This window comes from Stenotrophomonas sp. CASM101 (assembly GCF_049384845.1).
Lineage (GTDB): Bacteria > Pseudomonadota > Gammaproteobacteria > Xanthomonadales > Xanthomonadaceae > Stenotrophomonas > Stenotrophomonas hibiscicola.
In genome coordinates, this window is the sequence record NZ_JBMRFR010000007.1 from 19,915 (window position 1) to 44,467 (window position 24,553).

The 24,553-nt window shown below is 61.0% G+C and carries 15 protein-coding genes, 1 tRNA gene and 1 pseudogene; 15 read left to right on the forward strand and 2 right to left on the reverse strand.

Translation table 11 applies throughout. The features are described from left to right. Positions 1–34: 34 nt before the first annotated feature. Positions 35–1,171, reverse strand: coding sequence for a GTP cyclohydrolase II RibA (gene ribA / locus VG543_RS11885; protein WP_019660771.1), 1,137 nt, complete (start codon positions 1,169–1,171; stop codon positions 35–37). 65 nt (positions 1,172–1,236) lie between these two features. Further along, positions 1,237–2,157: a lauroyl acyltransferase gene (locus VG543_RS11890; RefSeq protein WP_423178637.1), complete on the reverse strand. Its 921-nt coding sequence runs from the start codon at positions 2,155–2,157 to the stop codon at positions 1,237–1,239. 60 nt (positions 2,158–2,217) lie between these two features. Between VG543_RS11890 and dtd the strand changes: the two genes are divergently transcribed. The 15 genes and pseudogenes from dtd (at position 2,218) to VG543_RS11965 (ending at position 24,479) form a co-directional block, all read left to right on the forward strand. Continuing rightward, on the forward strand, positions 2,218–2,658 hold the full coding sequence (dtd, locus tag VG543_RS11895; RefSeq protein WP_019660769.1) for a D-aminoacyl-tRNA deacylase: 441 nt from the start codon (positions 2,218–2,220) through the stop codon (positions 2,656–2,658). 91 nt (positions 2,659–2,749) lie between these two features. After that, a complete protein-coding gene (gene rpoD, locus VG543_RS11900) occupies positions 2,750–4,603 on the forward strand; it encodes an RNA polymerase sigma factor RpoD (protein ID WP_019660768.1) in 1,854 nt (617 codons plus the stop codon). Positions 4,604–4,886: 283 nt separating this feature from the next. Then, positions 4,887–6,260, forward strand: a complete 1,374-nt coding sequence (yjjJ, locus tag VG543_RS11905) for a type II toxin-antitoxin system HipA family toxin YjjJ (protein ID WP_423178636.1) — start codon at positions 4,887–4,889, stop codon at positions 6,258–6,260. A gap of 124 nt (positions 6,261–6,384) precedes the next feature. Next, positions 6,385–6,460, forward strand: a tRNA-Ile gene (locus VG543_RS11910). A 176-nt stretch (positions 6,461–6,636) separates the two neighbouring features. After that, positions 6,637–7,851 carry a tyrosine-type recombinase/integrase gene (locus tag VG543_RS11915; RefSeq protein WP_423178635.1) on the forward strand — a complete coding sequence of 405 codons (1,215 nt, stop codon included), beginning with the start codon at positions 6,637–6,639 and terminating at the stop codon, positions 7,849–7,851. Positions 7,852–8,391: 540 nt separating this feature from the next. Next, positions 8,392–9,303 carry a helix-turn-helix transcriptional regulator gene (locus VG543_RS11920; RefSeq protein WP_189720092.1) on the forward strand — a complete coding sequence of 304 codons (912 nt, stop codon included), beginning with the start codon at positions 8,392–8,394 and terminating at the stop codon, positions 9,301–9,303. Then, positions 9,291–12,239: an SNF2-related protein gene (locus tag VG543_RS11925; protein WP_423178634.1), complete on the forward strand. Its 2,949-nt coding sequence runs from the start codon at positions 9,291–9,293 to the stop codon at positions 12,237–12,239. Before VG543_RS11920 ends, VG543_RS11925 begins: the two co-directional genes overlap by 13 nt. A gap of 35 nt (positions 12,240–12,274) precedes the next feature. Then, a complete protein-coding gene (locus VG543_RS11930) occupies positions 12,275–15,361 on the forward strand; it encodes a DNA methyltransferase (RefSeq protein WP_423178633.1) in 3,087 nt (1,028 codons plus the stop codon). Then, positions 15,361–18,759 (forward strand): DEAD/DEAH box helicase family protein, encoded by a 3,399-nt coding sequence (locus VG543_RS11935; RefSeq protein ID WP_423178632.1) that lies wholly within the window; start codon positions 15,361–15,363, stop codon positions 18,757–18,759. Before VG543_RS11930 ends, VG543_RS11935 begins: the two co-directional genes overlap by 1 nt. Positions 18,760–18,812: 53 nt before the next feature. Next, complete coding sequence (locus VG543_RS11940; protein WP_189720088.1) at positions 18,813–20,648, forward strand: DUF262 domain-containing protein; 1,836 nt, start codon at positions 18,813–18,815, stop codon at positions 20,646–20,648. Further along, positions 20,648–20,830, forward strand: coding sequence for a hypothetical protein (locus tag VG543_RS11945; RefSeq protein ID WP_423178631.1), 183 nt, complete (start codon positions 20,648–20,650; stop codon positions 20,828–20,830). Before VG543_RS11940 ends, VG543_RS11945 begins: the two co-directional genes overlap by 1 nt. Positions 20,831–21,021: 191 nt before the next feature. Beyond that, positions 21,022–21,977, forward strand: a pseudogene (locus VG543_RS11950) (DUF932 domain-containing protein). Next, positions 21,977–22,486 carry a JAB domain-containing protein gene (locus VG543_RS11955; RefSeq protein WP_423178630.1) on the forward strand — a complete coding sequence of 170 codons (510 nt, stop codon included), beginning with the start codon at positions 21,977–21,979 and terminating at the stop codon, positions 22,484–22,486. Before VG543_RS11950 ends, VG543_RS11955 begins: the two are co-directional and overlap by 1 nt. Positions 22,487–22,608: 122 nt before the next feature. Continuing rightward, complete coding sequence (locus tag VG543_RS11960; RefSeq protein WP_197592218.1) at positions 22,609–23,598, forward strand: YqaJ viral recombinase family protein; 990 nt, start codon at positions 22,609–22,611, stop codon at positions 23,596–23,598. Next, a complete protein-coding gene (locus VG543_RS11965; RefSeq protein WP_423178629.1) occupies positions 23,592–24,479 on the forward strand; it encodes a hydrolase or metal-binding protein in 888 nt (295 codons plus the stop codon). Before VG543_RS11960 ends, VG543_RS11965 begins: the two co-directional genes overlap by 7 nt. Positions 24,480–24,553: the final 74 nt, after the last annotated feature.

Below are 24,553 nucleotides of genomic sequence, written 5' to 3' on the forward strand. Positions count from 1 at the left end.
GCCGCACCGCGCAGACGGTAGCAGGTCGGCTGCGTTACTGGGCAGCCTGGATCAGCGCATCCACGTCCAGCAGATGTCCTGCGCGATCGGCCTTGGTGCGCAGGTAGTGCTCGTTCTCGGCGGTGATCTCGCCGGTGACAGGAATGCAGTCCAGTACCTCGATGCCGGCATTGCGCAGGCGCTGTGCCTTGGTCGGGTTGTTGCTGAGCAGCGCCACGCGCGAAATGCCAAGGCCGTGCAGCATGGCCACCGCACTGCCGTAGCGGCGCTCGTCGGCGCCGAAGCCGAGCTGCGCATCGGCGTCGATGGTGTCCAGGCCGTCGTGCTGGTAGCCGTAGGCACGCATCTTGGCTGCGATGCCGGTGCCACGGCCTTCCTGGTCCAGGTACAGCAACACGCCGCCGCCCAGCTCCTTCAGTTTGCGCAGGCCGCGCCGCAGCTGGTCACCACAGTCGCACTTGAGCGAACCGAACAGGTCGCCGGTCAGGCATGAGGAGTGCACGCGCACCGGCACCACCGCCGACAGGTCCGGTTCGCCGACGATGATCGCGACCTGGTCGCGCTGGGCCACGCCGCCGCGGAACACCGCGAAGGTGGTCATGCCGACGTCGCGCAGCGGCACCGGCGAACGCGCCACCAGTTCGTAGTCGTGGGCCGCATGTGCTGCGCCTTCGGCCAGGTCGCACAGGGCCACCTCGGCGGCACCCTCGAAGGTGCGGTCATCAACGTCCAGGCGTACCGCCACCATCGCCGGCAGCAACAGGCCCAGGCGGGCCAGCTCCACCGCGCCGGCATCGAAGGCATCGCCCGCCGTCCAGCCGTCGGGCATCGGGCCCGGCTCGCGCAGGTAGCCCAGCGAGGGGAGGGCATCGAAGGCAACGCCGGCCAGCGGCAGGCGTGCGCCTTGCGGGGCCTCCACGCCGAGCACGCGGGCGCGGGTGGCGGTCAGGAACAGGTAATGCCGCTCGCGGGCGGCATTGGCGAAGGCAGCGAAGCTGCTGGCCGTGGCGCTGTCCAGCGCGATCACCGCCAGGCGCTGGCCGTGGCCATCGTGGAGCAGCACCGGGCGACCGGCGCGCAGTTCGGCCACCGCGCGCTCACAGCGGATCGCGGCCGGATCGCCGAACAGGGAAGAAGCAGCAGGCATGGCAGGACCGGGGGAGGCGGACATCGCAGTCTCTATGGGGGCGACGGCGTCGTATTCAACGTGGTGCGGCCAGTGGTCGCAGGCGGCCGTCAGTGGGGGTGTTCCTCAGTTGCGTACGGGTCTTCCTCGCCGCTGCCCGGCGGCCGCAACGTATAGCGCTTGTAGGTCCACTGGTACTGCGCCGGGTCGCGGCGGGCGATGCGCTCGATGCCGGCGTTGAGCGCGGTGGCGGCCACCTGCGGGTCCGGGTCGGCCACGGCCGGGTCGGTCGGTTCGATGTGCAGGGCGAATTGCATGCCCGGCCCGATGCGCTCGCACCAGCCGTACAGCACGGTGGCGCCGGTGCGCTCGGCCAGCCGGTTGACCAGGGTCATGGTCAGCGCCTGCACGCCGAAGAACGGCACGAACACGCCGTCGCCGGCCTTGGGCTGCTGGTCGGGCAGGATGCCGGTGGCACCGCCGTCCTTGAGCACCTTGAACAGCTGGCGCACGGCCGGACCCTCGGCGCGCACCTGCTGCACGTTCTGGCCGCCGCGCACCAGCTGCAGGAAGGCATCGCTGGCCTCGTCCTCCGGCGGCTTGTAGACGATGGCGATCTGCCCGCGCGAGGCCAGCCACTGGTTCAGCAGCTCCCAGTTGCCGAAGTGCGGGGCGGCCACGATCACGCCCTTGCCGCTGGCCAGGGCTGCGTCATACAGGGCCTCGCCGTGGCGCTGCTTCAGATGCAGGCGCAGGTTGTCGGCCGGCGCCTGGCTCCACAGCCGCAGGGTCTCGATGGCCTGCAGGGCGGTTGAGCGCAGCAGTTCGCGGTGCAGGCGGTCCCGCGCGGCACTGTCCAGGTCGGGGTAGGCCAGTTCGAGGTTGCGCCGGGTGACACGGCTCTCACGGGCATTGAGACGGATCCAGGCCCACGCCAGGGTGCGCGCGAACGCCCGCAGCAGCGGCCAGGGCAGGCGGGCGAACAGGGTGGTGGCGCGGTGGACCAGCCGGGCTTTGCGTTGCGGATTCATCGGCGCCAGTTTAGCCAAGGGCGCTGCTATCGTGGCCGGCCCTGTTCATTGGAAGCCCAGATGCTCGTCCTGATCCAGCGTGTCAGCCAGGCTGCTGTCCATGTAGATGATGAAACCGTGGGCCAGATCGGACCAGGCCTGCTGGCGCTGGTGGGCATGGAGCCGGGCGATACCGAGGCCCAGCTGCGACGGATGGCCGAGCGCCTGCTGGGCTACCGGGTGTTCGCCGACGAGGCCGGGAAAATGAACCGGTCGCTGCGTGACACCGGCGGCGGCCTGTTGCTGGTCAGCCAGTTCACCCTGGCCGCTGACACCCGTTCGGGCATGCGGCCGAGCTTCACCAGCGCCGCAGCGCCGGAGGAGGCTGAACGCGGGTTCAATCAATTTGTCGAGATCTGCCGTGAAAATCACGCGCCAGGGGTGGAAACAGGCCGGTTTGGTGCCCATATGGTCGTCAGCCTGGTCAATGACGGTCCTGTGACCTTCCTTCTCCGGCCCTGAGCCTGCGGGACCACCGCCCGGCAGGCGGGGCCCCGGGCTGGTATAATGCTACGTTCCCTATTTCCTACCCAGCCGGTGGCGCGAGCACTACATGGCCAACGAACGTCCTGCCCAATCCGAAATCAAGCAACTGATCAGCAAGGGCCTGGAACAGGGCTACCTGACCTACGCCGAAGTCAATGACCATCTGCCGGACGACATGGTCGACCCGGAACAGATCGAAGACATCATCGGCATGATCAACGGCATGGGCATCGATGTCCATGAAGTTGCGCCGGATGTGGAAACCCTGCTTCTCAACGACGGCAACACCGGCAACCGCGAAGTCGATGACACCGCGGCCGAAGAAGCTGCCGCCGCGCTGAGCGCGCTCGACACCGAAGGTGGCCGTACCACCGACCCGGTGCGCATGTACATGCGCGAAATGGGCACCGTCGAGCTGCTGACCCGCGAAGGCGAAATCGCCATTGCCAAGCGCATCGAGGAAGGCCTCTCCCAGGTCCAGGCCGCGCTCGGCCAGTTCCCGGTGTCGGTCGAGTCGCTGCTGAACGACTACGAAGCCCACAAGGAAGGCAAGAAGCGCCTGGCCGAAGTGATCGTCGGGTTCAATGATCTGGTCGACGAAGAGCCGGCGCCGCCGGCGGTCGCTGCCGATGACAGCAGCGATGCCGACGCCGAAGGCGACGAGGACGAGGACGATGATGTCGAGGGTGGCGAGGAAGAAGCCGCACCGACCGGTCCGGACCCGGAGGAAGTCGCCGCGCGCATGCAGGCGCTGAGCGATGCCTTCAATGCGTTCAAGAAGGCCGCGACCAAGGGCGACAAGAAGAACCTGCCGCGCCTGCGCGAAGAGATGTCGGCGGTGTTCGTCACCCTGAAGCTGCCGCTGCCGCTGACCGACGTGCTGACCAAGCAGCTGCGCGACACCATGGCCGACATCAAGTCGCATGAGCGCCGTGTGCTGAACCTGGCCACCGTCACCGCGCGCATGCCGCGCAAGGACTTCATCCGTTCCTGGGAAGGCAACCAGACCAACCTGGAATGGGTGGAAGACGCACTGAAGCGCAAGCAGAAGTGGTCGTCGGCCCTGCGCGAAGTGAAGGACCAGATCATTGCCGAACAGCAGGCGACGATCGACATCGAGAAGCTGACCCAGCTGGACCTGGAAGAGCTGAAGGAAATCAGCCGTGCCATGGCCTACGGTGAAGCCAAGGCGCGCAAGGCCAAGAAGGAAATGGTCGAGGCCAACCTGCGCCTGGTGATCTCGATTGCCAAGAAGTACACCAACCGCGGCCTGCAGTTCCTGGACCTGATCCAGGAAGGCAACATCGGCCTGATGAAGGCGGTGGACAAGTTCGAATACCGCCGCGGCTACAAGTTCTCGACCTACGCCACCTGGTGGATCCGCCAGGCGATCACCCGCTCGATCGCCGACCAGGCGCGCACCATCCGTATCCCGGTGCACATGATCGAGACGATCAACAAGTTGAACCGCATTTCCCGCCAGATGCTCCAGCAGTACGGCCGCGAGGCCACGCCGGAGGAGCTGGCCAAGGAAATGGACATGCCGGAAGACAAGATCCGCAAGGTGATGAAGATCGCCAAGGAGCCGATCTCGATGGAAACCCCGATCGGTGACGACGAGGATTCCCATCTGGGCGACTTCATCGAGGACACCAACGTGGAGTCCCCTATCGAGAACACCACCAACATCAACTTGTCTGAAACCGTGCGCGACGTGCTGGCCGGCCTCACCCCGAGGGAAGCCAAGGTGCTGCGCATGCGCTTCGGCATCGACATGAACACCGACCACACGCTGGAAGAGGTCGGCAAGCAGTTCGACGTGACCCGCGAGCGCATCCGCCAGATCGAAGCGAAGGCCCTGCGCAAGCTGCGTCACCCGAGCCGCTCGGAGCAGCTGCGCAGCTTCCTGGATATCGATTGATATCCGGTGATGGCTGATGTGTTGAGAGAAACCCCGCTTCGGCGGGGTTTTTCTTTGCCACCACATCCCTGTAACGCCCCGCCAGTGCTCGGCAGGGCCATATGATTACGTAACAAATAATGTAACAAAGATCCGCGTCGAAGCTGGCGCTTCGTGAATATGTCCATTATTTTCAGGCTCATAGATGCAAGATCGTGCTTGCAGTCCCGTTTTTTTGATGCTAATTACGTAACAAGCTTCGTATTACGTCATGCACATGCCACGCGCTCAACGCCCACAGGTATTGGATCTGATCGCTCAGCTGGCCCCCGGCCAGCCGCTACCAGCCGCGGCGCTGGCCGAGCGTCTGGGGGTGGACCGGATGGCGCTCAGCCGGCTGGTGGCCGCCAGTGGCCCGCAGGTGGTGCGCATGGGCAGAACGCGGGCAACCGCCTATGCGCTGCGGCGGCCCACCCGGGCAGGCAGCGAATGGCCGCTGTACCGGCTGCGCGAAGATGCGACGCTGGAGGAGCTGGGGCGGGTAATTGCGCTGGTAGGAGGCGGCTTCCATGTCGACGCCGGGCCTGACTGCCCGAACCTGCGACGCCCGCCCGAAGGTGACGTTGCTGCCTTCTTTCCTGACTTACCGTGGTACCTGGATGACCTGCGACCGCAGGGATTTCTTGGTCGCAGCTTCGCCCATGGCCGTGGGCAGGCGCTCGGCCTGCCGAAGGACCTCAAGGGCTGGCAACCGGACGATGTGTTGATGTCCCTGGTAACCGCTGGCGGGACTGAAGCGGGCGATCTGCTGCTCGGTATCGCTGCTGTGGAGGCGGCGATGGAGACGTTGCAGGCGCCGATCGATCGGGTTGCGGCCGACGATCGTCTTGCACAGTATCGCGAGCGTGCGCGTGCTGCGCTGGACGGAGAGGACGTGGGCTCCTCGCCGGGTGGCGAGCAACCCAAGTTCACCGCCACCGTGGAGGTCCACGGCAGGCGCCGCTCGGTGCTGGTCAAGTTCGCGCAGCCCGATGAAGGCGCCGCCGCCCAGCGCTGGAGCGATCTGCTGGTCTGCGAACATCTGGCGCTTGAGGCCCTGCGCCAGTCCGGACAAGCCGCGGCGTCCAGTGAACTGCTGCAGTCGCCCACGCACACCTTCCTGGAAATCGAGCGCTTCGACCGCACGCCCGATCTGCTGGGGCGGCGAGGCCTGGTCTCGCTGCTGTCGCTATCGTCCGCGTTCACCGGCGAGGTCACCCCAGCGTGGCCGGTTGCAGGCGCCGAACTGCGTGATCAAGGCTGGCTGACGGCCGACACCGTGCAGGCGATGGGCCGACGCCACGCGTTCGGGCGGCTGATCGGTAACAGCGACATGCACCACGGCAACATCGCCTTCCACTTCGTTGATCGCGGCCCGCTGCCGTTGGCGCCGGTCTACGACATGCTGCCGATGTCGCTGGCGCCGTCAAAGCTGGGCGTGTTGCGCGCGGACGAGCCGCTGTCGCCGGTCGCACCGCTGGGCAGTGGTGATCTGCAGCATCTGCGCTGGGCGGCACCGGTGGCTGAAGCATTCTGGCAGTGCGTGGCTGTTGATGGGCGGATCCAGTCGCCAGCAATGCGGTCATTGGCGGGGGCGAACGCCGAGCGGGTGCGGGAGATGGGCGCGCGGTTTGGGTGAGCCAGCTGTTGCGCAAGCCTGGGCGCGCGGCGTTGCGCAGCGATGGCTGAGGGTTTTTCAGTGTGTCTTGGCGCCGGCGGGTAGCCGGTTGAGCGCAGGCTCCACTACACTGTGGCGCTGCGCCGGGCCTATAGCTCAACGGTTAGAGCAGGGGACTCATAATCCCTTGGTTCCAGGTTCGAATCCTGGTGGGCCCACCACATAGACATCCGCGACTGTCCGAAAGAGTCTATTTATCCAGGTAAGTATTGGTTTTTTCGGCGGCATGCTGTCCGGCTGTGTCCGTCGTCATTCGGTTGCATCCACTAAAAAAGTGAGTCAGTGTGTGTGTCATCGGGCTGTGTGGCCCTGGGTGACTCACAGGATCTTGACTCACATGCTGACTGACACCAAGTTGCGCGCACTGAAGCCCAGGGAAAGTCCCTTCAGGGTTGCCGACGCCAATGGCTTGTGCATCGAAGTTCGTCCATCAGGCGCCAAGGTCTGGCGTTACCGCTACCGCCACCTGGGCAAGGCAAGCATCGTCACTCTGGGTGAGTACCCTTCGATGCCCTTGCAGGCTGCCCGAGCCGAGCGGGATCGCCTGCGTACTCAATTGCGCAGCGGTGCAAACCCCGCACAGATGGCCAGGATCGAGAGGGCAGTGCAGGGGGAGCGGTCTGCCAACACTTTCAGTGCCATTGGCCTTGAGCTATTGGCAAAGCGGACGAAAGAAGGGCTGTCTCCTGGATCTGTCTTGCGGGAACGAAGGTTGATCGAGAAGGACCTTGCCGGTCTGGCCGACCTGCCTATCGGTGACGTTAGTGGGCCCATCCTTTTGGCGGCGCTTCGGAAGCTTGAGCAACGAGGGGTCGTTGAGACAGCACACAGGGCAAGGGCGCATGCCGGCAGGATCTTCCGCTATGCCATTGCCACGGGGCGAGCTGATCGAAATCCCGCACAGGACCTCACAGGTGCGTTGGAGCAACCAAAGACCAAGCACTTCGCCAGTGTGACCGAGCCTGCTGCAATCGGTGAGCTCTTGCGCGCTCTCTGGGGCTACCAAGGGGCCTTTGTGACGCAGGCTGCCCTTAAGCTGGCTCCAATGCTGTTCGTGCGCCCAGGAGAGCTGCGGCAGGCTAAATGGGCTGACATCGATCTTGCGGCTGCCGAGTGGCGGTATGTGACCAGTAAGACAAAGACTTCGCACATCGTCCCGCTTTCCAGGCAGGCGGTGGATGTCTTGCAGGGCCTCTACCCCTACACCAAGCGCAGTGAGTTCGTCCTCCCTAGTGTCCGTACTGTCCATAAGCCAATGAGTGAGAACACGCTCAATGCGGCCTTGCGCAACCTTGGCTTTGATTCGGACACCATGGTTGGGCATGGATTTCGTGCGATGGCACGAACCGTACTGGATGAGGTGCTTGGCTATCGTCCTGATTACATCGAGCATCAGCTGGCGCATGCCGTAAAAGATCCACTCGGTCGGGCCTATAACCGTGCCACCCATCTGACCGAGCGTCGGAAGATGATGCAGGCTTGGTCTGACTATCTGGATCGCCTGCGCGAAGAACAGCCCAAGGTTTCCCCGTTTCTCGCTAAGCGCGCATAACCGCTAGTTCGCCAGGTGATTGAAAAATTCCATTGATATCAATGGAATTTTTCATATCTGGGCTGACTGGGATGCCGCAGGCAGCTGGCTGCGGCTGGACCATTTTGGGCATCGGGGCGCCTGCAAGTGGCGCGCATCGGCCTTTCTGGTTAGAGCAGTGCATGCCTTGGGAGTAGACGGGCAGGGCATGGCCCTCTCGGCACATATGTCGACGGCATACGAGTGCGCTGGGTCGGTGCCGCAAAGCGTCTTGAATCAGCGCATTGGTTATCAGACAGGCTTCCGAATCCCAGTTGCGATGAGGGTCATCAGCAGCAGCTGACTATGGTAGTGATCCTTGTGCCGTAGCGTCCTGATGGCCGTTCCGCATTGATCTGCAGGTGGATGGGCTGCCTCGAACGGAGATGGTTATCAAAATGCAGTCCGTGTGTGATCATGATGGGAGTGTTTGGGTGGTTGCCGGTAGACCGCAGGCTTTCCCTAGAGCTCTTACAAGGAATTACTGACCCGGATGAGTGATCTTTCCCCGGTATCGCACGGATGTCGAACGAACAGCTTGCAGATCTAACCCAGCCACAACGCGACCGGCTCGCGTTCGTGGAGTTGCGCGTGCGCTTCATCGGGGAGATACGCCGTCAGGACTTGGTCACGCGGTTTGGCACCCAGTCCGCCGCCGCATCCAGGGATCTGGCGCTGTACAAGGAGTTGGCCCCGGGCAACATCGACTACGACCCCAGGGGCAAGTCCTACGTCCTGGGGCCGGACTTCCGGCCGGTCTTCGACTTTCCACCGGAGCGGGTGCTGTCGTGGCTGACCCAGGGCTTTGGCGACGGTGAGCCGATGCGGCTAAAGGCGTGGGTGGCTAGCGAGAGCCCGTCACGGCTCACGCATCCGGATCTGGATGTGCTGGCGAACGTGACCCGGGCGATACATCAGGAGTGCCCGCTCGGCATCGAGTACCACTCGATCTCCAGTGGCCGTACCGAGCGGGAGATCGTCCCGTTCGCGCTGATCGACAACGGCCTCCGTTGGCACGTCCGCGCCTTCGACCGGAAGTCCCAGGAGTTCCGGGATTTCGTCATCACCCGGATCAAGTGCCCGGTGGTGCTCAAGGGGCAGCCAGTGGCGCCCCACGAGATGAGCGATCAGGACATTCAGTGGACCCGAATCGTCGAACTGGAGCTGGTGCCACACCCAAGCCAGCCCCGGCCGGAGATCACCGAGATGGACTACAGCATGCAGGGTGGCGTGCTGCGGATGAAGCTGCGGGCAGCCACCGCCGGTTACATCCTTCGCCAATGGAGTGTGGACTGCACGCCCGACCACAGCTTGCGCGGGCATGAGTATCGCTTATGGCTGAAGGATTGCATGGTGCTTTACGGCGTCAAGAACGCTGTTTTGGCGCCAGGTTACGTAGTGCTTGGTCAGGAGTTGGATCGATGTCAGGATTGATTTCCTCATATCACGCGAAGTACTACGCCCATGAAATTACCCGCCGGCATGGCGCTGATGGCGTAGATCGTTTGTCGCGATCGTTGTTCGACGCCAGTGTTGATCTGAACCCACATCAGATCGAGGCGGCGCTGTTCGCACTTCGGAACCCGCTGCAGGAAGGCGTGCTGCTGGCTGACGAGGTGGGCTTGGGTAAAACCATCGAAGCCGCGCTGGTGGTTTGCCAATACTGGGCTGAGCGCCGCCGTCGGCTCTTGGTCATCTGCCCGGCGAGCCTGCGCAAGCAATGGGCGCAGGAGCTGCACTACAAGTTCGCCGTGCCCACCACCGTGGTCGATGCCGTTTATCTGCGTAAGCAGTCCGCTGGCGACATGCTTGCCAACCTGCAACGGCAGGTTGGCAAGGCGGTCGTTATCATGTCCTACCAGTTTGCCGCCAAGCTGGAGGCAGAGCTGCGTGCTGTGCCTTGGGATGTGGTGGTCATCGACGAAGCGCACAAGCTGCGCAATGCGCACCGTGCCAGCAACGGCACAGGACAGGCGCTCAAGCGTGCGCTGCAAGGCCGCAAGAAGCTGCTGCTCACCGCCACGCCGTTGCAGAACTCGCTGATGGAGTTGTACGGCCTGTCGACGCTTATCGACGAGCACATGTTTGGCGACGAAACTGCCTTCCGCAAGCAGTTCATGAACAACGAAACAGGCTTGGAGGAACTGCGTGAGCGTCTTGCCAGCTTTGCCAAACGCACGCTTCGTCGCGATGTGCTGGAGTACATCAAGTACACCGAGCGCAAGGCCCTCACCCAGCCGTTCAACCCCACTGACGACGAGCAGGCGCTGTACGAGCGCATCTCGGCCTTTCTGCAAAAGGAAGACTCCTACGCCCTGCCCAAGCAGCAGCGCCACCTCACGGCACTGATCCTGCGCAAGCTGCTGGCCTCCAGTTCGCACGCCGTTGCCGCCACCTTGGTCACCATCCGCGAGCGCCTGCAAGGCCTGCTCGCAGCGGGCAAAACGGAAGACGACGGCAGCCAACTGGTCGAACAGCTCATTGCCGAGGACGACCTGGAGCAGGACTACCTGGAAGAGGAAGCCAGCGAGGCAGAAGAAAACGTCGAAGCCCCGACGCCTGCGCCAGTCGAAGAAGGTAAGCCGGGCGCAGCAAAAGATGCCCATGCCGTCCGCACCGCCATCACCACCGAGATCGCGGAGCTGACTGCATTCGTCGATGCCGCCCAAGCCCTGAAAACCGACACCAAGGCACAGGCGCTACTGAAGGCGCTCGGCTTGGGCTTCAGCAAGATGGCCGAGCTGCGCGCGCCACGCAAGGCCATCATCTTCACGGAATCCAAGCGCACTCAGGAGTACCTGCACCGCTTCCTCTCAGCCAACGGGCACGCGGGCAAGTTGGTGCTGTTTAGTGGCACCAACACCCACGAGGAATCCACCGCCATCTACCAGCGCTGGCTGGAAGAATATAGAGGCACAGATCGCGTCACCGGCTCGCCGCAGGTAGATCGCCGCACCGCGCTGATCGACCACTTCCGCAAGGACGACGGCACCGGCGCGGAAATCATGATCGCCACTGAAGCGGCTGCCGAAGGCGTCAACCTGCAGTTCTGCGCGCTCATCATCAACTACGACCTGCCGTGGAACCCGCAGCGCGTCGAGCAACGGATTGGCCGCTGCCACCGCTACGGTCAGCGTTTCGATGTGGTGGTCATCAACTTCCTCAACACCCGCAACCAGGCCGACCAGCGCGTGCTGGAACTGCTCACCGAGAAGTTCAACCTGTTCTCTGGCGTGTTTGGCGCCAGCGACGAAGTGCTGGGCCGCATCGAAGGTGGCCTCAATTTTGAAAAACGCATCCTCCAGATCTACGACACCTGTCGTCAACCCGAGCAAATCGAAGCCGCCTTCAATGCCCTGCAAACGGAGCTGGAAGAGGCAATAGCCGACCGGATCAAAGACACCCAGTCCCAGCTGCTGGAAAATTTTGACGAGGATGTCCACGACCGGCTCAAGCTGCGTCTTCAGGACGCCGAGGCACGTCTCGACAAGCTGGGGCGCTGGTTCTGGGGTGTCACTCGGTATGCGCTCAATGACCGCGCACGCTTCGACGAGCAGTCCTACGCGTTCTCATTGAGCACACCGCCAACCGGTATAGCCACAGGCCGCTACCAGCTCATTCGTGCCCATACACAAAACCAAGCGCAGCCGGACATGCTGGCGCACGCTTATCGCCTCAGCCACCCGCTGGGGGAGTGGAGCATTGAAGCCAGCCTGAATGCGGCCACGCCTGTCGCCACATTGAAGCTCGACTACGACAAACACGGCGCGCGCGTCTCCGTGATCGAGAGACTGCGAGGTATGTCCGGCTGGCTGACGCTGGCCCGGCTGGAAGTCACCGCCTTCGAGACCACCGAGGCGCTGCTGTTCTCCGGCCTCACCGACGATGGTCAGGTGCTGGATCAGGAAACCTGCGAAAGGCTGATGGCCATTCCAGCAGCAGGCAAACCCACTCCCTTGAGCACCACCGTGCCCGAGGCTCTTCTGGCAAACAGCCAGCGCGCGGTCGCCGCCACCATTGCCCAGGTACTGGAAGCCAACCAGCGCCTCTTCAATGAAGAACGGGACAAACTGGAACGTTGGGCAGACGACAAGCTGCTGGCCGCAGAGGAAGCCTTGAAGAACACCAAGGCGCGCATCGCACAGTTGAAGCGTGACGCCCGCAAGGCTGTCACCTTGCAGGAGCAGGACGGCGTCCAGCGCGAGCTATCTGAGCTGGAGCGCAAGCAACGCCGCCTGCGGCAAGAAATCTTCGCTGTCGAGGACGAGATCATCGCCAAGCGCGATGAGCTAATTGCCTCGCTCCAGCAGCGCCTGCAAGAAAAAACAAGCAACGAGACCCTGTTCAGCATCCGCTGGCAGGTCACGTAACCGAAGAATCAGATATCCCGAGATCAGGGCAACCTATGACCACCAAACAGAATCCCAAATTCCAGGAGCTCGTCGCCAAGCTGCGCGAGATCTTCCAGATCGACCGCCCGGAACTGGACTTCGGTATCTACCGCATCCTCAACGCCCGCGCGGGCGAGATCAACGACTATCTGGAGAACCGATTGGCCGAAAAGGTGCAGGCCGCACTCTCGGCAGGGAGCGCCGCCAGCGCGCAGCAACTGCAGGCCGAATTGCAGGAGGCCGAGAAGAACGCCCAAGCCTTGGGTGTCAGCCCCGATGCCGTGCCCGAGGTGCAGGAACTACGCGCCAGGCTGAAAGAGACAGCAGCGGGCAGCAGCGAACACGAAAACGCCGTCTTCTCACACCTGCTCACCTTCTTCTCCCGCTACTACGAGCAAGGCGACTTCATCAGCCAGCGCCGTTACAAGGGCGACACCTACGCCATCCCCTACGCGGGCGAAGAGGTGATGCTGCACTGGGCCAACAAAGATCAGTACTACACCAAGAGCGGCGAGAACTTCAGCAACTACAGCTTCAAGCTGGACGACGGCCGCACGGTGCATTTCCGCCTTGCCGCCGCCGACACCGCCAAAGACAACCGCAAGGACAACGCCAAGGAACGTCGCTTTGCCCTGGTTGTGGCCAAGACCGTGACCCGTGTGGATGACAACGGCGACGAGGTCGAAGAAGAGCTGCTACCCGTTGAGGAAGTACAAACCGCCGATGGCAGCAAGGAGCTGGTCATCCGCTTCGAGTACGCCGCCCAGCCCAAAGGCACCAAGCAGGAGGCGCTGGTCACCAAGGCTGTCGAGGCCGTGCTGGCGGATGCCGCCGTCAAGGCCCGCTGGCTGGCTCTGGGCAGCCGCGCGCCCACCGAGAAAAACCCGCAGCGCACCCTGCTGGATAAGCACCTGAGCGACTACACCACCAAGAACACGGCGGACTACTTCATCCACAAGGATCTGGGTGGTTTTCTATGCCGTGAGCTGGACTTCTACATCAAGAACGAAGTCATGCACCTGGATGATGTGCAGAACGCGGGCGCATTTGCCGACATCGAAAAGAACCTGCGCATGATCCAGTGCCTGCGCAGCATCGCGTTGGAGCTGATCACTTTCTTGGCCCAGTTGGAAGACTTCCAGAAGAAGCTGTGGCTGAAAAAAAAGTTTGTTGTCTCCAGCCATTACTGCATCACGCTGGACCGGGTACCGGAAGCGCTGTGGCCGGAAGTGGTAGCGAACGAGCGGCAGTGGGAACAGTGGAAACAGCTAGGCGTTTGGGGCGGCAACGCACCTGGGACTGTGGAGGACCTGAAGGGTGCACCGTATCGGATGCTGGATACAGCGCTGTTCGCTGATGATTTCAAGTGGCGGCTTCTGGCCAGAATCGATGATATCGACGATCGCCTTGGAGGCACCATTATCAATGCCGACAACTTCCAGGCGCTTGCTCTATTGAGCAGTCGGATGGCTGGCTCCATCGATTTTGTTTATATCGATCCCCCATATAACGCAACCACGAGTGAAATAGCCTACAAGAATGGCTTCAAGCATGGTTCTTGGATCACGCTCATGGAAAACCGACTGTCTCGGGCAATAGCGCTAATGCGACGCGACGCGCCAGTTTGTGTGGCAATCGATGAGAACGAGAGGGAGCATCTATCAATGCTGATGAAAGACCTGTTCTCAGAGGGCGATACAACTCAGATCAGCGTGATCCACAACCCGCGTGGTATTCAGGGTAGTGGGTTCTCTGTAACAAACGAATCGGCGATTTTCTTCAGGCCTGAAGGCAAGCTGCTGGGAAAACGCAGTCTTAATGATTCGAAGTCCAAGCCTCTCATGAAAACGGGCAGTGAATCAGAACGGCACACGGCAAAGAATTGTTTCTATCCAATTTTCGTTAGGAACGGAGAAGTTACCGGGTTCGGAGATGTTCCTGACGATGGTTTTCATCCAAGCAGTGCGTGTACTGAAAGCGAAAATGGGGTGCTGGCTGTATGGCCGATCTCATCGACAGATGGATTGGAGCGCAAGTGGCGCTACGCAAGACAATCGGTCGAAGCCATTATTGATAATCTTGAAGTTAAGACGGGAAGAAACGGGCTACCCTCCATAAATCTCGCCAAGGACAAGGAGTCTTACAGGACAGTCTGGAGCGACGCCGAGTTCAATGCGGCCGAGTATGGGAGCACCTTGCTGAAGAACATCGTTCCTGGCAATGGATTCTCGTTTCCTAAGTCGCTATATACGGTTCGACATGCGATAGCTGCCGCGAACTGCAGATCCAACGGGGTAATCCTGGACTTCTTTGCGGGGTCTGGAACTACTGCGCATGCTGTAATTTCCTTGAATCGAGATGAGGAGCTTAATTTTTCGTATGTAATGGTTGAGCAGGGCGATTACTTTGACACTGTCTTAAAGCCCAGAATTCAGAAAATCGTCTTTTCCGCTGATTGGTCAGAGGGGAAGGCGACTAGTCCAGAAACTGGCATCTCTCACTGCTTCAGGGTAATTAAGCTCGAAAGCTACGAAGACACCCTGAACAACCTGCAATTGCGCCGTACTGCCGCGCAGAGCGAAATGTTCGGCACCCTGCCGCAGCAGGCCAAGGACGACTACCTGCTCAACTACCTGCTGGACGTGGAGAGTCGGGGCTCGCTACTGTCGGTGGAGGACTTCAAGAAGCCCTTCGATTACACCCTCAACGTGGCCGTGGATTCGGCGGGCGCGTTCGAGCCGCGCAAGATCGATCTGGTCGAGACCTTCAACTATCTGATCGGCCTGCGCGTGAAGCACATCGACGCCCAGCCGCAGCGCGGCTTCGTCACCGTCACCGGCACCTTGCCCAGCGGCGAAAGCTGCCTGGTGCTGTGGCGCGATTGCGATGTGCTGGACTACGAAGGTATCGGCAAGCTGTGCGACAAGCTGGCCATCAACCCGGCGGACAACGAGTTTGACGTGGTCTACATCAACGGCGACCACAACATTCCCACCGTGCTGACGCAGACGGCCGAGGAAGGCGGTGCCACCCGCGTGCTCAAGCTGCGCCAGATCGAGCCGGAGTTTCTGGAGCGCATGTTCTCCGTGGAGGACATCTGATGGCACGACCACGCAAGACCCCTGCCGCCGGTTCGGTCGCAAGCGGCGCAGCCGGTTCCACTCGCGGCGGCAAGAAGCGCAGCTTCCATCAAGAATTGGTGCTCAACCGCTGGGTGCTGGGTTTCTTTCAGGGCGGCACGCTGGCGGCACTCAAGATGCGCTTGGGCGATGACCGCTTCGAGGGCATCGACGAGGACGGCCAGACCAAGTTCTTCCACGAACTGATCCGAGGCTTGTTCGATCCCAACAAGGTGCCCGAGGCCGACCTGCGGCGCTACGACTTGAACGTCGTCGCCCACTGGCAGGCCATCACCGCCCAGCGCAACAAGCTGGAAGGCCACGAACTGCAGATGAAGTACTTCCAGTACCTCTCGCTGTTGTTCACCGAGCTGTATCTGGATTGGTACTTCAACCATCGCCAGGAGTTGCTGGATGGCCTGAACGACGAAATGACGCGCTACCGCGCCGAAACGGGCGCGGAGCCGTTCCGCGATTTCGAGGCCGATGACCTGAACAAGATCGCCTTCTGGAACGCCACGGGCAGCGGCAAGACCCTGCTGTTGCACGTCAACGTGCGCCAATACCTGCACTACTTTCAGGCCGGTCGCGGTGACCACTTTCCCGACAAGATCATCCTGCTCACGCCCAACGAAGGCTTGAGCCGCCAGCACCTGGAAGAGCTGCACCTGTCGGGCTTCGGGTTCTCGCAGTTCTTCAACAAGGCCCAGACCCCGGCGCGCGGCACCATCGAGATCATCGACATCAACAAGCTGGGCGATGAGATGGGCGACAAGACCGTCGCCGTGGATGCCTTCGAGGGCAACAACCTGGTGCTGGTGGACGAAGGCCACCGTGGTACGGGCACGGCGGCGGGCGCGTGGATGGCGCGGCGTGACGCGCTGGTGCGAGGCGGTTTTGCCTTCGAGTACTCAGCCACCTTCGGGCAGGCAGTAGCCAAGGGCATGACCGTGGCGGCGGCGGAAGAAGACATCCAGAAGAAGCGCGCCAAGATGCTGTTCAACACCACCAGCCTGCGCAGCCTGGACGACGGGCAGAAGGCGCAGTTGGCACTGTCGGAAGAGGACAAGCGCCGCGCGCGCATCACCGCTACCCGCGAGATTTACGCCAAGTGCATCCTTTTCGACTACTCGTACAAGTTCTTCTATGAGGACGGCTACGGCAAGGAGTCGCTGATCCTCAACATGAATGGAGATGCCTACGAGCAGGCGGACAACGCTCGCAAGTATTTCACCGCCTGCCTGCTGGCCTACTACCAGCAGCTTTGGCTGTGGAGCACTCACCGCTCGGCGCTTGCCGACTTCAACATCGAAAAGCCGCTGTGGGTGTTCGTGGGCAACACCGTGTCAGGCGAGGAGTCGGACATCCTGGAAGTGGTGAACTTCCTCGCAGACTTCCTGAACAGCGAAGCGCAGATCAAGAGCTGGCTGACCGACCTGATTGCGGACAAGGCGCAGATTCTGGACGCCAAGGGCAACAACATCTTCAGCGGGCGTTTCACGCCCTTGATGGGTTTCGGCGGTCGCGTTGATGATCTGTACGCCGACATCCTGCTGCGAGTGTTCAATGCCTCGGCCCGTCAGCGATTGAAACTGGTCAATATCAAGAGCAGCAAAGGTGAGCTGGCGTTGCGCGTGGGCGATGCCGAGCCCTTCGGCCTGATTAATATTGGCGATGATGCAAAGTTCTTCGGTTTGGCGGAGAGCACCGATACCTTCGATAGTGAACGCGACGACTTCGGCGGCGCGCTGTTCGGCACGCTGAACAACAAGGACAGCCGCCTCAACGTGCTGATCGGCTCGCGCAAATTCACGGAAGGCTGGAGCAGTTGGCGCGTGTCCACGATGGGTCTGCTGAACATGGGCCAGGGTGAAGGCTCGCAGATCATCCAGTTGTTCGGACGCGGGGTGCGCCTCAAGGGCAAGGGCTTCTCGCTCAAACGCACCTTGCCGCAGGACAGGCCCAAAGGCGCGCACCTGGACAAGCTGGAGGCCTTGAACATCTTCGGCGTGCGCGCCAGCTACATGGCCGCGTTCAAAGACTACCTTCGCGAGGAAGGCATCACGCCCAGTGACGAAGTGCTGGAGCTGGACTTCCCAACACGGGCCAACCTACCCAAAGGCAAACTCAAGACCTTGGCGCTGAAGGATGGCTACAAGGACAACCAGAAACTCGGGTTCAAGCGCACGCACTTCCCGTGGCTGTACGAGATTCCCGCGCAGTTCCAGGGCAAGATCAAGCCGCCCCACGTGGTGCTTGACCTGTACCCGCGTGTCGAAGCGCTTTCCAGCAAGGACAAGGGCACAACAGCACCTACGGCGGAAGCCCGCAACAAGGGCAAGCTGAATCACACGCTATTCACGGCTTTCAATTGGGATCGCATCTATCTGGCGTTGCAGGATTACAAGTTGCAGCGCAGCTGGAGCAACCTTCGGTTGGAACGGCAGAAGCTGATCGACTTCTGCGCGGCCGCGCAGGATTGGTACACGCTGTTCATCCCGGCGGCGGAACTGAACGTGACGACCTTCGCCGACATCCGCAAGCAGGAAGAGATCCTGCTTCGACTGCTGACGGACTACACCGACCGCTTCTACAAGGCCCTGAAGACGGGCTACGAAGGTCAGTTCTACGACATCGTCCACATGGACGAAGAGCACGGATCGATGCTCAAGCTCTACCAGTTCGAGATCGAGAACACGGACGACGGCCTGGAATATCAGAAGAAGCTGGAAGTGCTGAAGAAGCTGGTGGCGGACGGCAAGATCGGCGAGGCCAGCCAGTGGAACGCCCCGCACATGGTGGCGATCAGCTTCGACCGGCACCTGTACTACCCGTTGCTGGCGTTGGAAGACAAAGACGCCGTACCGCTGAAACTGCGCCCGCTGGCTTTTGACGCGCCGAGCGAAGTCGAGTTCGTTCGCGATTTGGAGGCGTTCTACAACTCGCCCGACGGCAAGCAGGCCATCGGCCAGCGCAGTCTCTATCTGCTGCGCAATGCAGATCGGGAAGAGAAGGGTTTGGGCTTTGCGCTGGCGGGCAACTTCTACCCGGACTTCCTGCTGTGGTTGGTGGACGACGCCAGTGGCAAGCAGTGGCTGACCTTCGTCGATCCCAAGGGTCTGCGCAATCTCGATCTCTCGCACCCCAAGCTGGGCCTCTACAAAGAAGTGAAGACGCTGGAGGCGACCCTGGCAGGACAGGCGAAGGCGGGCGAACCCCCGCTTGTCTTGAATGCCTTCGTGCTGTCGCCAACCAAGTTCGCCGATCTGCTCAACGTGGGAGACCCGACGAAGAAGGCCGATCTGGAGGGCCGCCATGTGCTGTTCATGGAGGACGGCGGCAGTGCCTACCTGAAAAAGCTGTTTGCGGTGCTGGCGTGACCAGCCATCAATCCACCGTTTTGCCCAATTGAAATAGTCAGAGAAATCAACTCATGGCCCGCATAGAAAACCACAAGTACAGCATCGAGGAAGCCTTCAGGGAGTGCTTCTACATCGTCCCCGACTACCAGCGCGAGTACGTCTGGACGGACAAGGAGGTGCATCAGCTGCTGGAGGACATCGGCGAGCAGATCGATGTGGGCACGACGCGGGAATACTTCATCGGTACTGTGCTGGTGTCGCCGACCGATCAGAAGAACCATTACGAGGTGATCGACGGCCAGCAACGCCTGACCACCTTCTTCCTGCTGCTGTGCGCGCTGAAGCATCTGTTCCAGGGCGAGCCGCAGCGGCAGATGATCTCCGGGCTGATCTCGACCAGCTACGTGGACGGCGACGGTGAGGTGCGCACCCACCTGAAGCTGGAACCGCGTTACGAGAGCGCGGGCGAGGTGATGGCCAAGCTGGTGGAGTTGGACGCCGAACCAATGGCCGTGCGAGCAGGCATCCAGGCGGCAGGCATCACCAGCTTCGGCTCGTTGGAGAATCTGGTGAGCGCCTACAGCACGCTGTATCGCTGCCTGAAAGACAACTACGACGACACGGCCAAGCTGAAGAAGTATTGGGGCTATCTTGCCAACAACGTGGTGTTCATCCAGATCTCCACCGACGTGAGCAGCGCGCTGAAGATTTTCGAGACCATCAACGAGCGCGGCGTGGGCCTGAACCCGATGGACTTGCTCAAGAACCTGCTGTTCACGCAGGTCAAACATGCGCAGTTCACCCAGCTCAAGGACGAGTGGAAGAAGATCACCAAGCCGCTGGAGAAGCAAAAGGAAAAGCCACTGCGCTTTCTTCGCTACTTCCTGATGGCCAACTACGTCATCAAGAACGAGCGCGGCGACGCGGTGGTGCGCGAGGACGAAATCTATGACTGGTTCATCGCCAAGGACAACGCGGCGCTGTGCGATTACGCAGGCAAGCCCTTTGAGTTCGTGCGCAAAGTAATCCGTAACGTCGAGCACTACCTAGCCTTTGCCAACGGGCTTGGCAACGATGGCAAGCCGAGCCTGGCAATGGACAGCCTCAAGCGCCTGGCAGGCGGCGCGTTCAGTCTGCACTTCGTCCTGCTGCTGGCAGCGGCGAATTTCCCAAAGCCGCTCTTCGACCATTTCGTTGCGCAGCTGGAGAGCTTCCTTTTCTATTACATCTTCACCAAGACACCGACCAAGGATCTGGAACGCAGCTTCTCACAGTGGGCCGACGAGCTGCGCGTGATTGCCGAGACCAGCGATCCGGTGAAACAGAAGGTGCAGCTCAACGCTTTCATTGCCGAGCGTTTTGAGAAGAACATGGCGGGCAAATCGCAGGAGCTGACCGACGCCCTCAAGCGTTTCACGCTGCACTCCATGCAGCAGTACCGCACGCGCTACCTGCTGGCGCGACTGACGCAGCACGTCGACATGGCCTTCAGCGGGCTGAAGGTGCCGGGCAGCCTGGAGCCGTTCACCAATCTGGAAATCGAGCACATCCTGCCCAACAAGCCAGAGGACGATCTGCGCAGCAAGTGGGCAACGGAGAATCCGGGGATGGCCTACGACCACTTCAAGAACCGGCTGGGCAATCTGACCTTGCTTGAGAAACCCATCAACATCGTCGCAGGCAATGACTTCTACACGGCTAAGCAGGTCGAGTACAGCAAGAGCGGCAACTATCTGACTCGCAGCCTGGTGGCGCTGACGGACGTTGGGCAAAACACGTCCATCTCGCGGATCAACTCCAAGCTGGAAGCGTTTCCGGAGTGGGATGCAGCGTCCATCGAGAAGCGCCACGCGATGCTCATTGTCTTAGCGCAGGACGTTTGGAAGACGACGCCAATTGACGTTTGATGGAAGTTCGCGATCAAAGTTTGATAGAAATGCTGAATGATGATGGCTACTCGTTGCAGCGATTAGAGAAGCCTTTAGACAAAAAAAATTCAGACACATATTACCCAGTTGATGCCGGTGGTTGCTGGCTTCGCGTGTCGATGCTCCGCAATGAAGCATCTTCCTTGGGTATGGCTGTATGAAAGAAAGATCCGATTGTCTGTACTGTGTTTTGGTTGTCGCAGCCTCCATCATCGCTGCGGTTGCTCGGTGTGCTCTGTCTTCGGGCAGTGAAGACATCGAACCCTTTAATTGATACTGCATTGGCATACGCACAAGGCCCGGCATCGTCCGGGCCTTGTGCGTTTGTGCCGTAAGAAGCGAGGAAAATACGATGCATCTGGTTGAAACAATGGCCTATGCGGGCGCTAAGCCGTGGCATGGTCTGGGCATAAGCTTGAACAGCACCAGCCTATTGAGGTCTGGAAGCGTCAGGCAGGCATGGATTGGCAGATCGAGGACTCCGAGGTCCGTTTCATCACGGGTAGCAATGCCATCGGTGCCATCCACTCCTTCCCGGAGCAGAAGGTTCTTTATCGCTCCGATACCAAGGAGCCGCTGGCTGTCGTATCCAAGCGGTTCAAGGTTGTCCAGCCGGGAGAGATCCTGGAGTTCTACCGTGATCTGACGCAGCACAGTGGCTTTGAACTGGAGACGGCGGGGGTGCTCAAGGGTGGCAAGAAGTTCTGGGCCATGGGTCGGACGGGCCAGAGCACGTCGCTCAAGGGGCGTGACCGGGTGGATGGCTATCTTTTGCTTGCTACTGCCTGTGACGGCACGTTGGCCACCACGGCGCAGTTCACCTCGGTGCGCGTGGTATGCAACAACACCCTGCAGATCGCTCTGGGAGACAGCAGCGGAGCCATCAAGGTCCCGCATCGTAGTCAGTTCGACCCGGATGCTGTGAAGCGCCAGTTGGGGATCACCGTCTCGACCTGGGACAACTTCGTGTCTCGCATGAAAGCCCTCTGTGACCGTCCAGTTGACCCCGATACGGTCGATGGTCTGTTGCGACGGGTGCTTACCTACCAAGGCCAGGGCACCACCGCTGAGGTCGTCAACGAGCAGGCGCTGGCCAGTGTCCGTGCTCTGTATGAGGGCGGCGGTCGTGGCGCGTTGTTGCCTTCCAGCCGTGCAACGGCCTGGGGCGTACTCAACAGCGTCACGGAGTACGTTGACCACCACCGACGAGCCCGTAGCGATGATCACCGCCGTGATGCGGCATGGTTCGGTGCTGGAGCTCAGCTCAAGCAGCGCGCGTGGGATGAAGTGATGAAGTTGGTGGCCTGATGGAAGCACTTGCTTACAACATGTCGGCATTGGGGGGCGGATCCTGCGAGGAGGAAAACAGGATCCGAATACGAGAGGACAGGGCAATTGCCAGGGCGCTGAAGATCCTAGAAAGGCGGGCTGGCGGTCCCAAAGACGTACTGGGTGGGGTGACAGAGAGTGCGCTGTTCTTTCAGCTGCGTCTGGCTGGTGAGCAGCGCGAGCATTTCGAGGTTGCCTTTCTCAACACGCAGTTCCAGCTCATCGCAGTTGAGCGGCTTTTCTCAGGGACGATTGATGCAGCCGAGGTCCATCCTCGGATCGTGGTTCAGAGGGCACTTGCACACAATGCATCGGCGGTACTCATGGTTCACAACCATCCAAGCGGTAGCTTGCAGCCATCTGCGTCAGATCGGGCAGTCACGGCGCGGCTGAAGGCTGCCTTGGACACCGTGGACGTGAGGCTGTTGGACCATTTCGTTGTCACCAGCCATGAGGTGGTCTCGATGGCCTCTCAAGGCATGGTCTGACAGAGCTGCAGCGATCAGTGCTGTCGCTTCGCCCATTCATCTTGCCCACATCGATAGATTGAAATGAAAGACCTGACCAAGGCCGCCCATCAAGGCGGCCTTTTCTATTCCGGAGATTGCCAATGAGCAAGCACACCGCGTTGCGTTTGGTTGATACGCGTTCACTGGATCGCCAGCAGTGGCTGGAGGTTCGCAATGGCGGCATCGGTAGTTCGGATGCTGCCACCGCCGTCGGGTTGAACCCCTACAAGAGCCAGCTGGAGCTGTGGCAGGAGAAGACGGGCCGCAAGCCAATGGAAGAGATCCCCCCTGGACAAGAGGATCCCCGCTACTGGGGAACCCTGCTCGAACCCATGGTGGCCACGGCCTACCAGGAGCGCACGGGGAACCGGGTACGCCGGGTCAACGCCGTTCTGCAGCACCCGACCTTTCCGCACATGCTGGCCAACCTCGATCGAGAGGTAATTGGTTCCCCGGGGGTCCAAATCCTTGAGTGCAAGACAGCAGGGGAGTTCGGCTCTCGGCTGTGGAAAGACGGGGTTCCCGAGTACGTGCAGCTGCAGGTACAGCATCAGTTGGCAGTGACGGGGAAGCAGGCAGCAGATGTGGCAGTGCTGCTGTGTGGCCAGGCGCTGAGGATCCACCGTATTGAGCGAGACGAAGAGATCATCAGCCGCCTGGTGGTATTGGAGGCCCGGTTTTGGGAGCACGTCATCAATGACATTGAGCCACCAGCCGATGGCTCGGAGTCAGCGGCCAGGGCGTTGCGGAGCTTGTACCCAGGCAAGGACACCGTTGTCGATTTCAGTCAGGACCAGGAATTGGTCGAGACCTTCAGCAACCTGGTCACGATCACTGAGGCAGTTGCCGAGCAGGAGCAGCAGGCAGAACTGCTCAAGCAGACACTGCAGCAAGCCATGGGGGACGCTTCCATTGCCCGGTTCGGTTCACTGGGGGAGGTGATCTACCGCCGCAGCAAGGATGGCACGTCACTGGACACCAAGCGGCTCGCAGCAGAACACCCGGAGATTGCTGCGGCCTACACGGTCGTACGTCCGGGTTCGCGCCGCTTCCGGATCAACACCACGATCAAAGAGGTCACATCATGCTGAAGGGATTGGCTATCACGCCGCCCGTGATTGGGCGTATTTCCATCGGCCGGGTAGTGGAGCGCAATGGCAAGCGGCTACCTGAGAAGGACGATCAGTTCACCCTCACCAGCCAGGTCCAGAATCGCGAGGGCTGGGTGCTGCATCCACTGGATGAGGATCTGCGGAAGGCATCGGAGGGTAACAAGCTGCGATCCATCCCGGTACGGCTGCTCTTCGACGACCCGACACTGGACCTACGGGCGGACTACTCACTGTTCAACCGAGAGAACGGAAGGCCGCTGTGCGTAGGCAACGGAGAGACCTGTCGACGTGCTGGGCCTGAAGGCATGGAGACGTTGCCATGCCCGGGGCCGGATGCGTGCCAGTTTGCCAATGGGGGCTGCAAGGCATATGCACGTTTGAACGTGGTCATTGGGGACGGGGAGGGGGATGCGATGGGCAGCTTTGTCCTGCGTACCACTTCCTACAACACCATCCGCACACTGGCAGCACGGCTGCACTACCTCAGTGCAGTGTCGGGCGGAAGACTGTCTTGTCTGCCGCTCGAGCTGAAGCTGCGGGGCAAGTCCACGACGATGAGCTACCGATCAGCGATCTACTACGTCGATCTGGTGGTTCGGAGTGGGATGACACTCGAACAGGCTGTCGCAGAGGCGGTGGAGCGGCACGCAACAAGAGCTGCGGCAGGGATCGACCAAGCTGCACTGGATGAGGCAGCGAGACAGGGCTTCGCTAACGGGGCCTTCGAGGACCTGGACGAAGACGTGCCAGCTGTGGTCGAGGAGTTCTATCCGACAGGGCATGGCGAGGTTGCACAGGCTCCAGCGAACGGAAGTCTCAAGGACAGACTGGAAGCGCAAGCGTCACGGTTAGCGTCGTAGGTCAGCAGTACCTGTTCGGACTTGTATCAGGTACGGGCAAGAGGCAGTTCAGGTCCTGCGCGGACAGATGATGG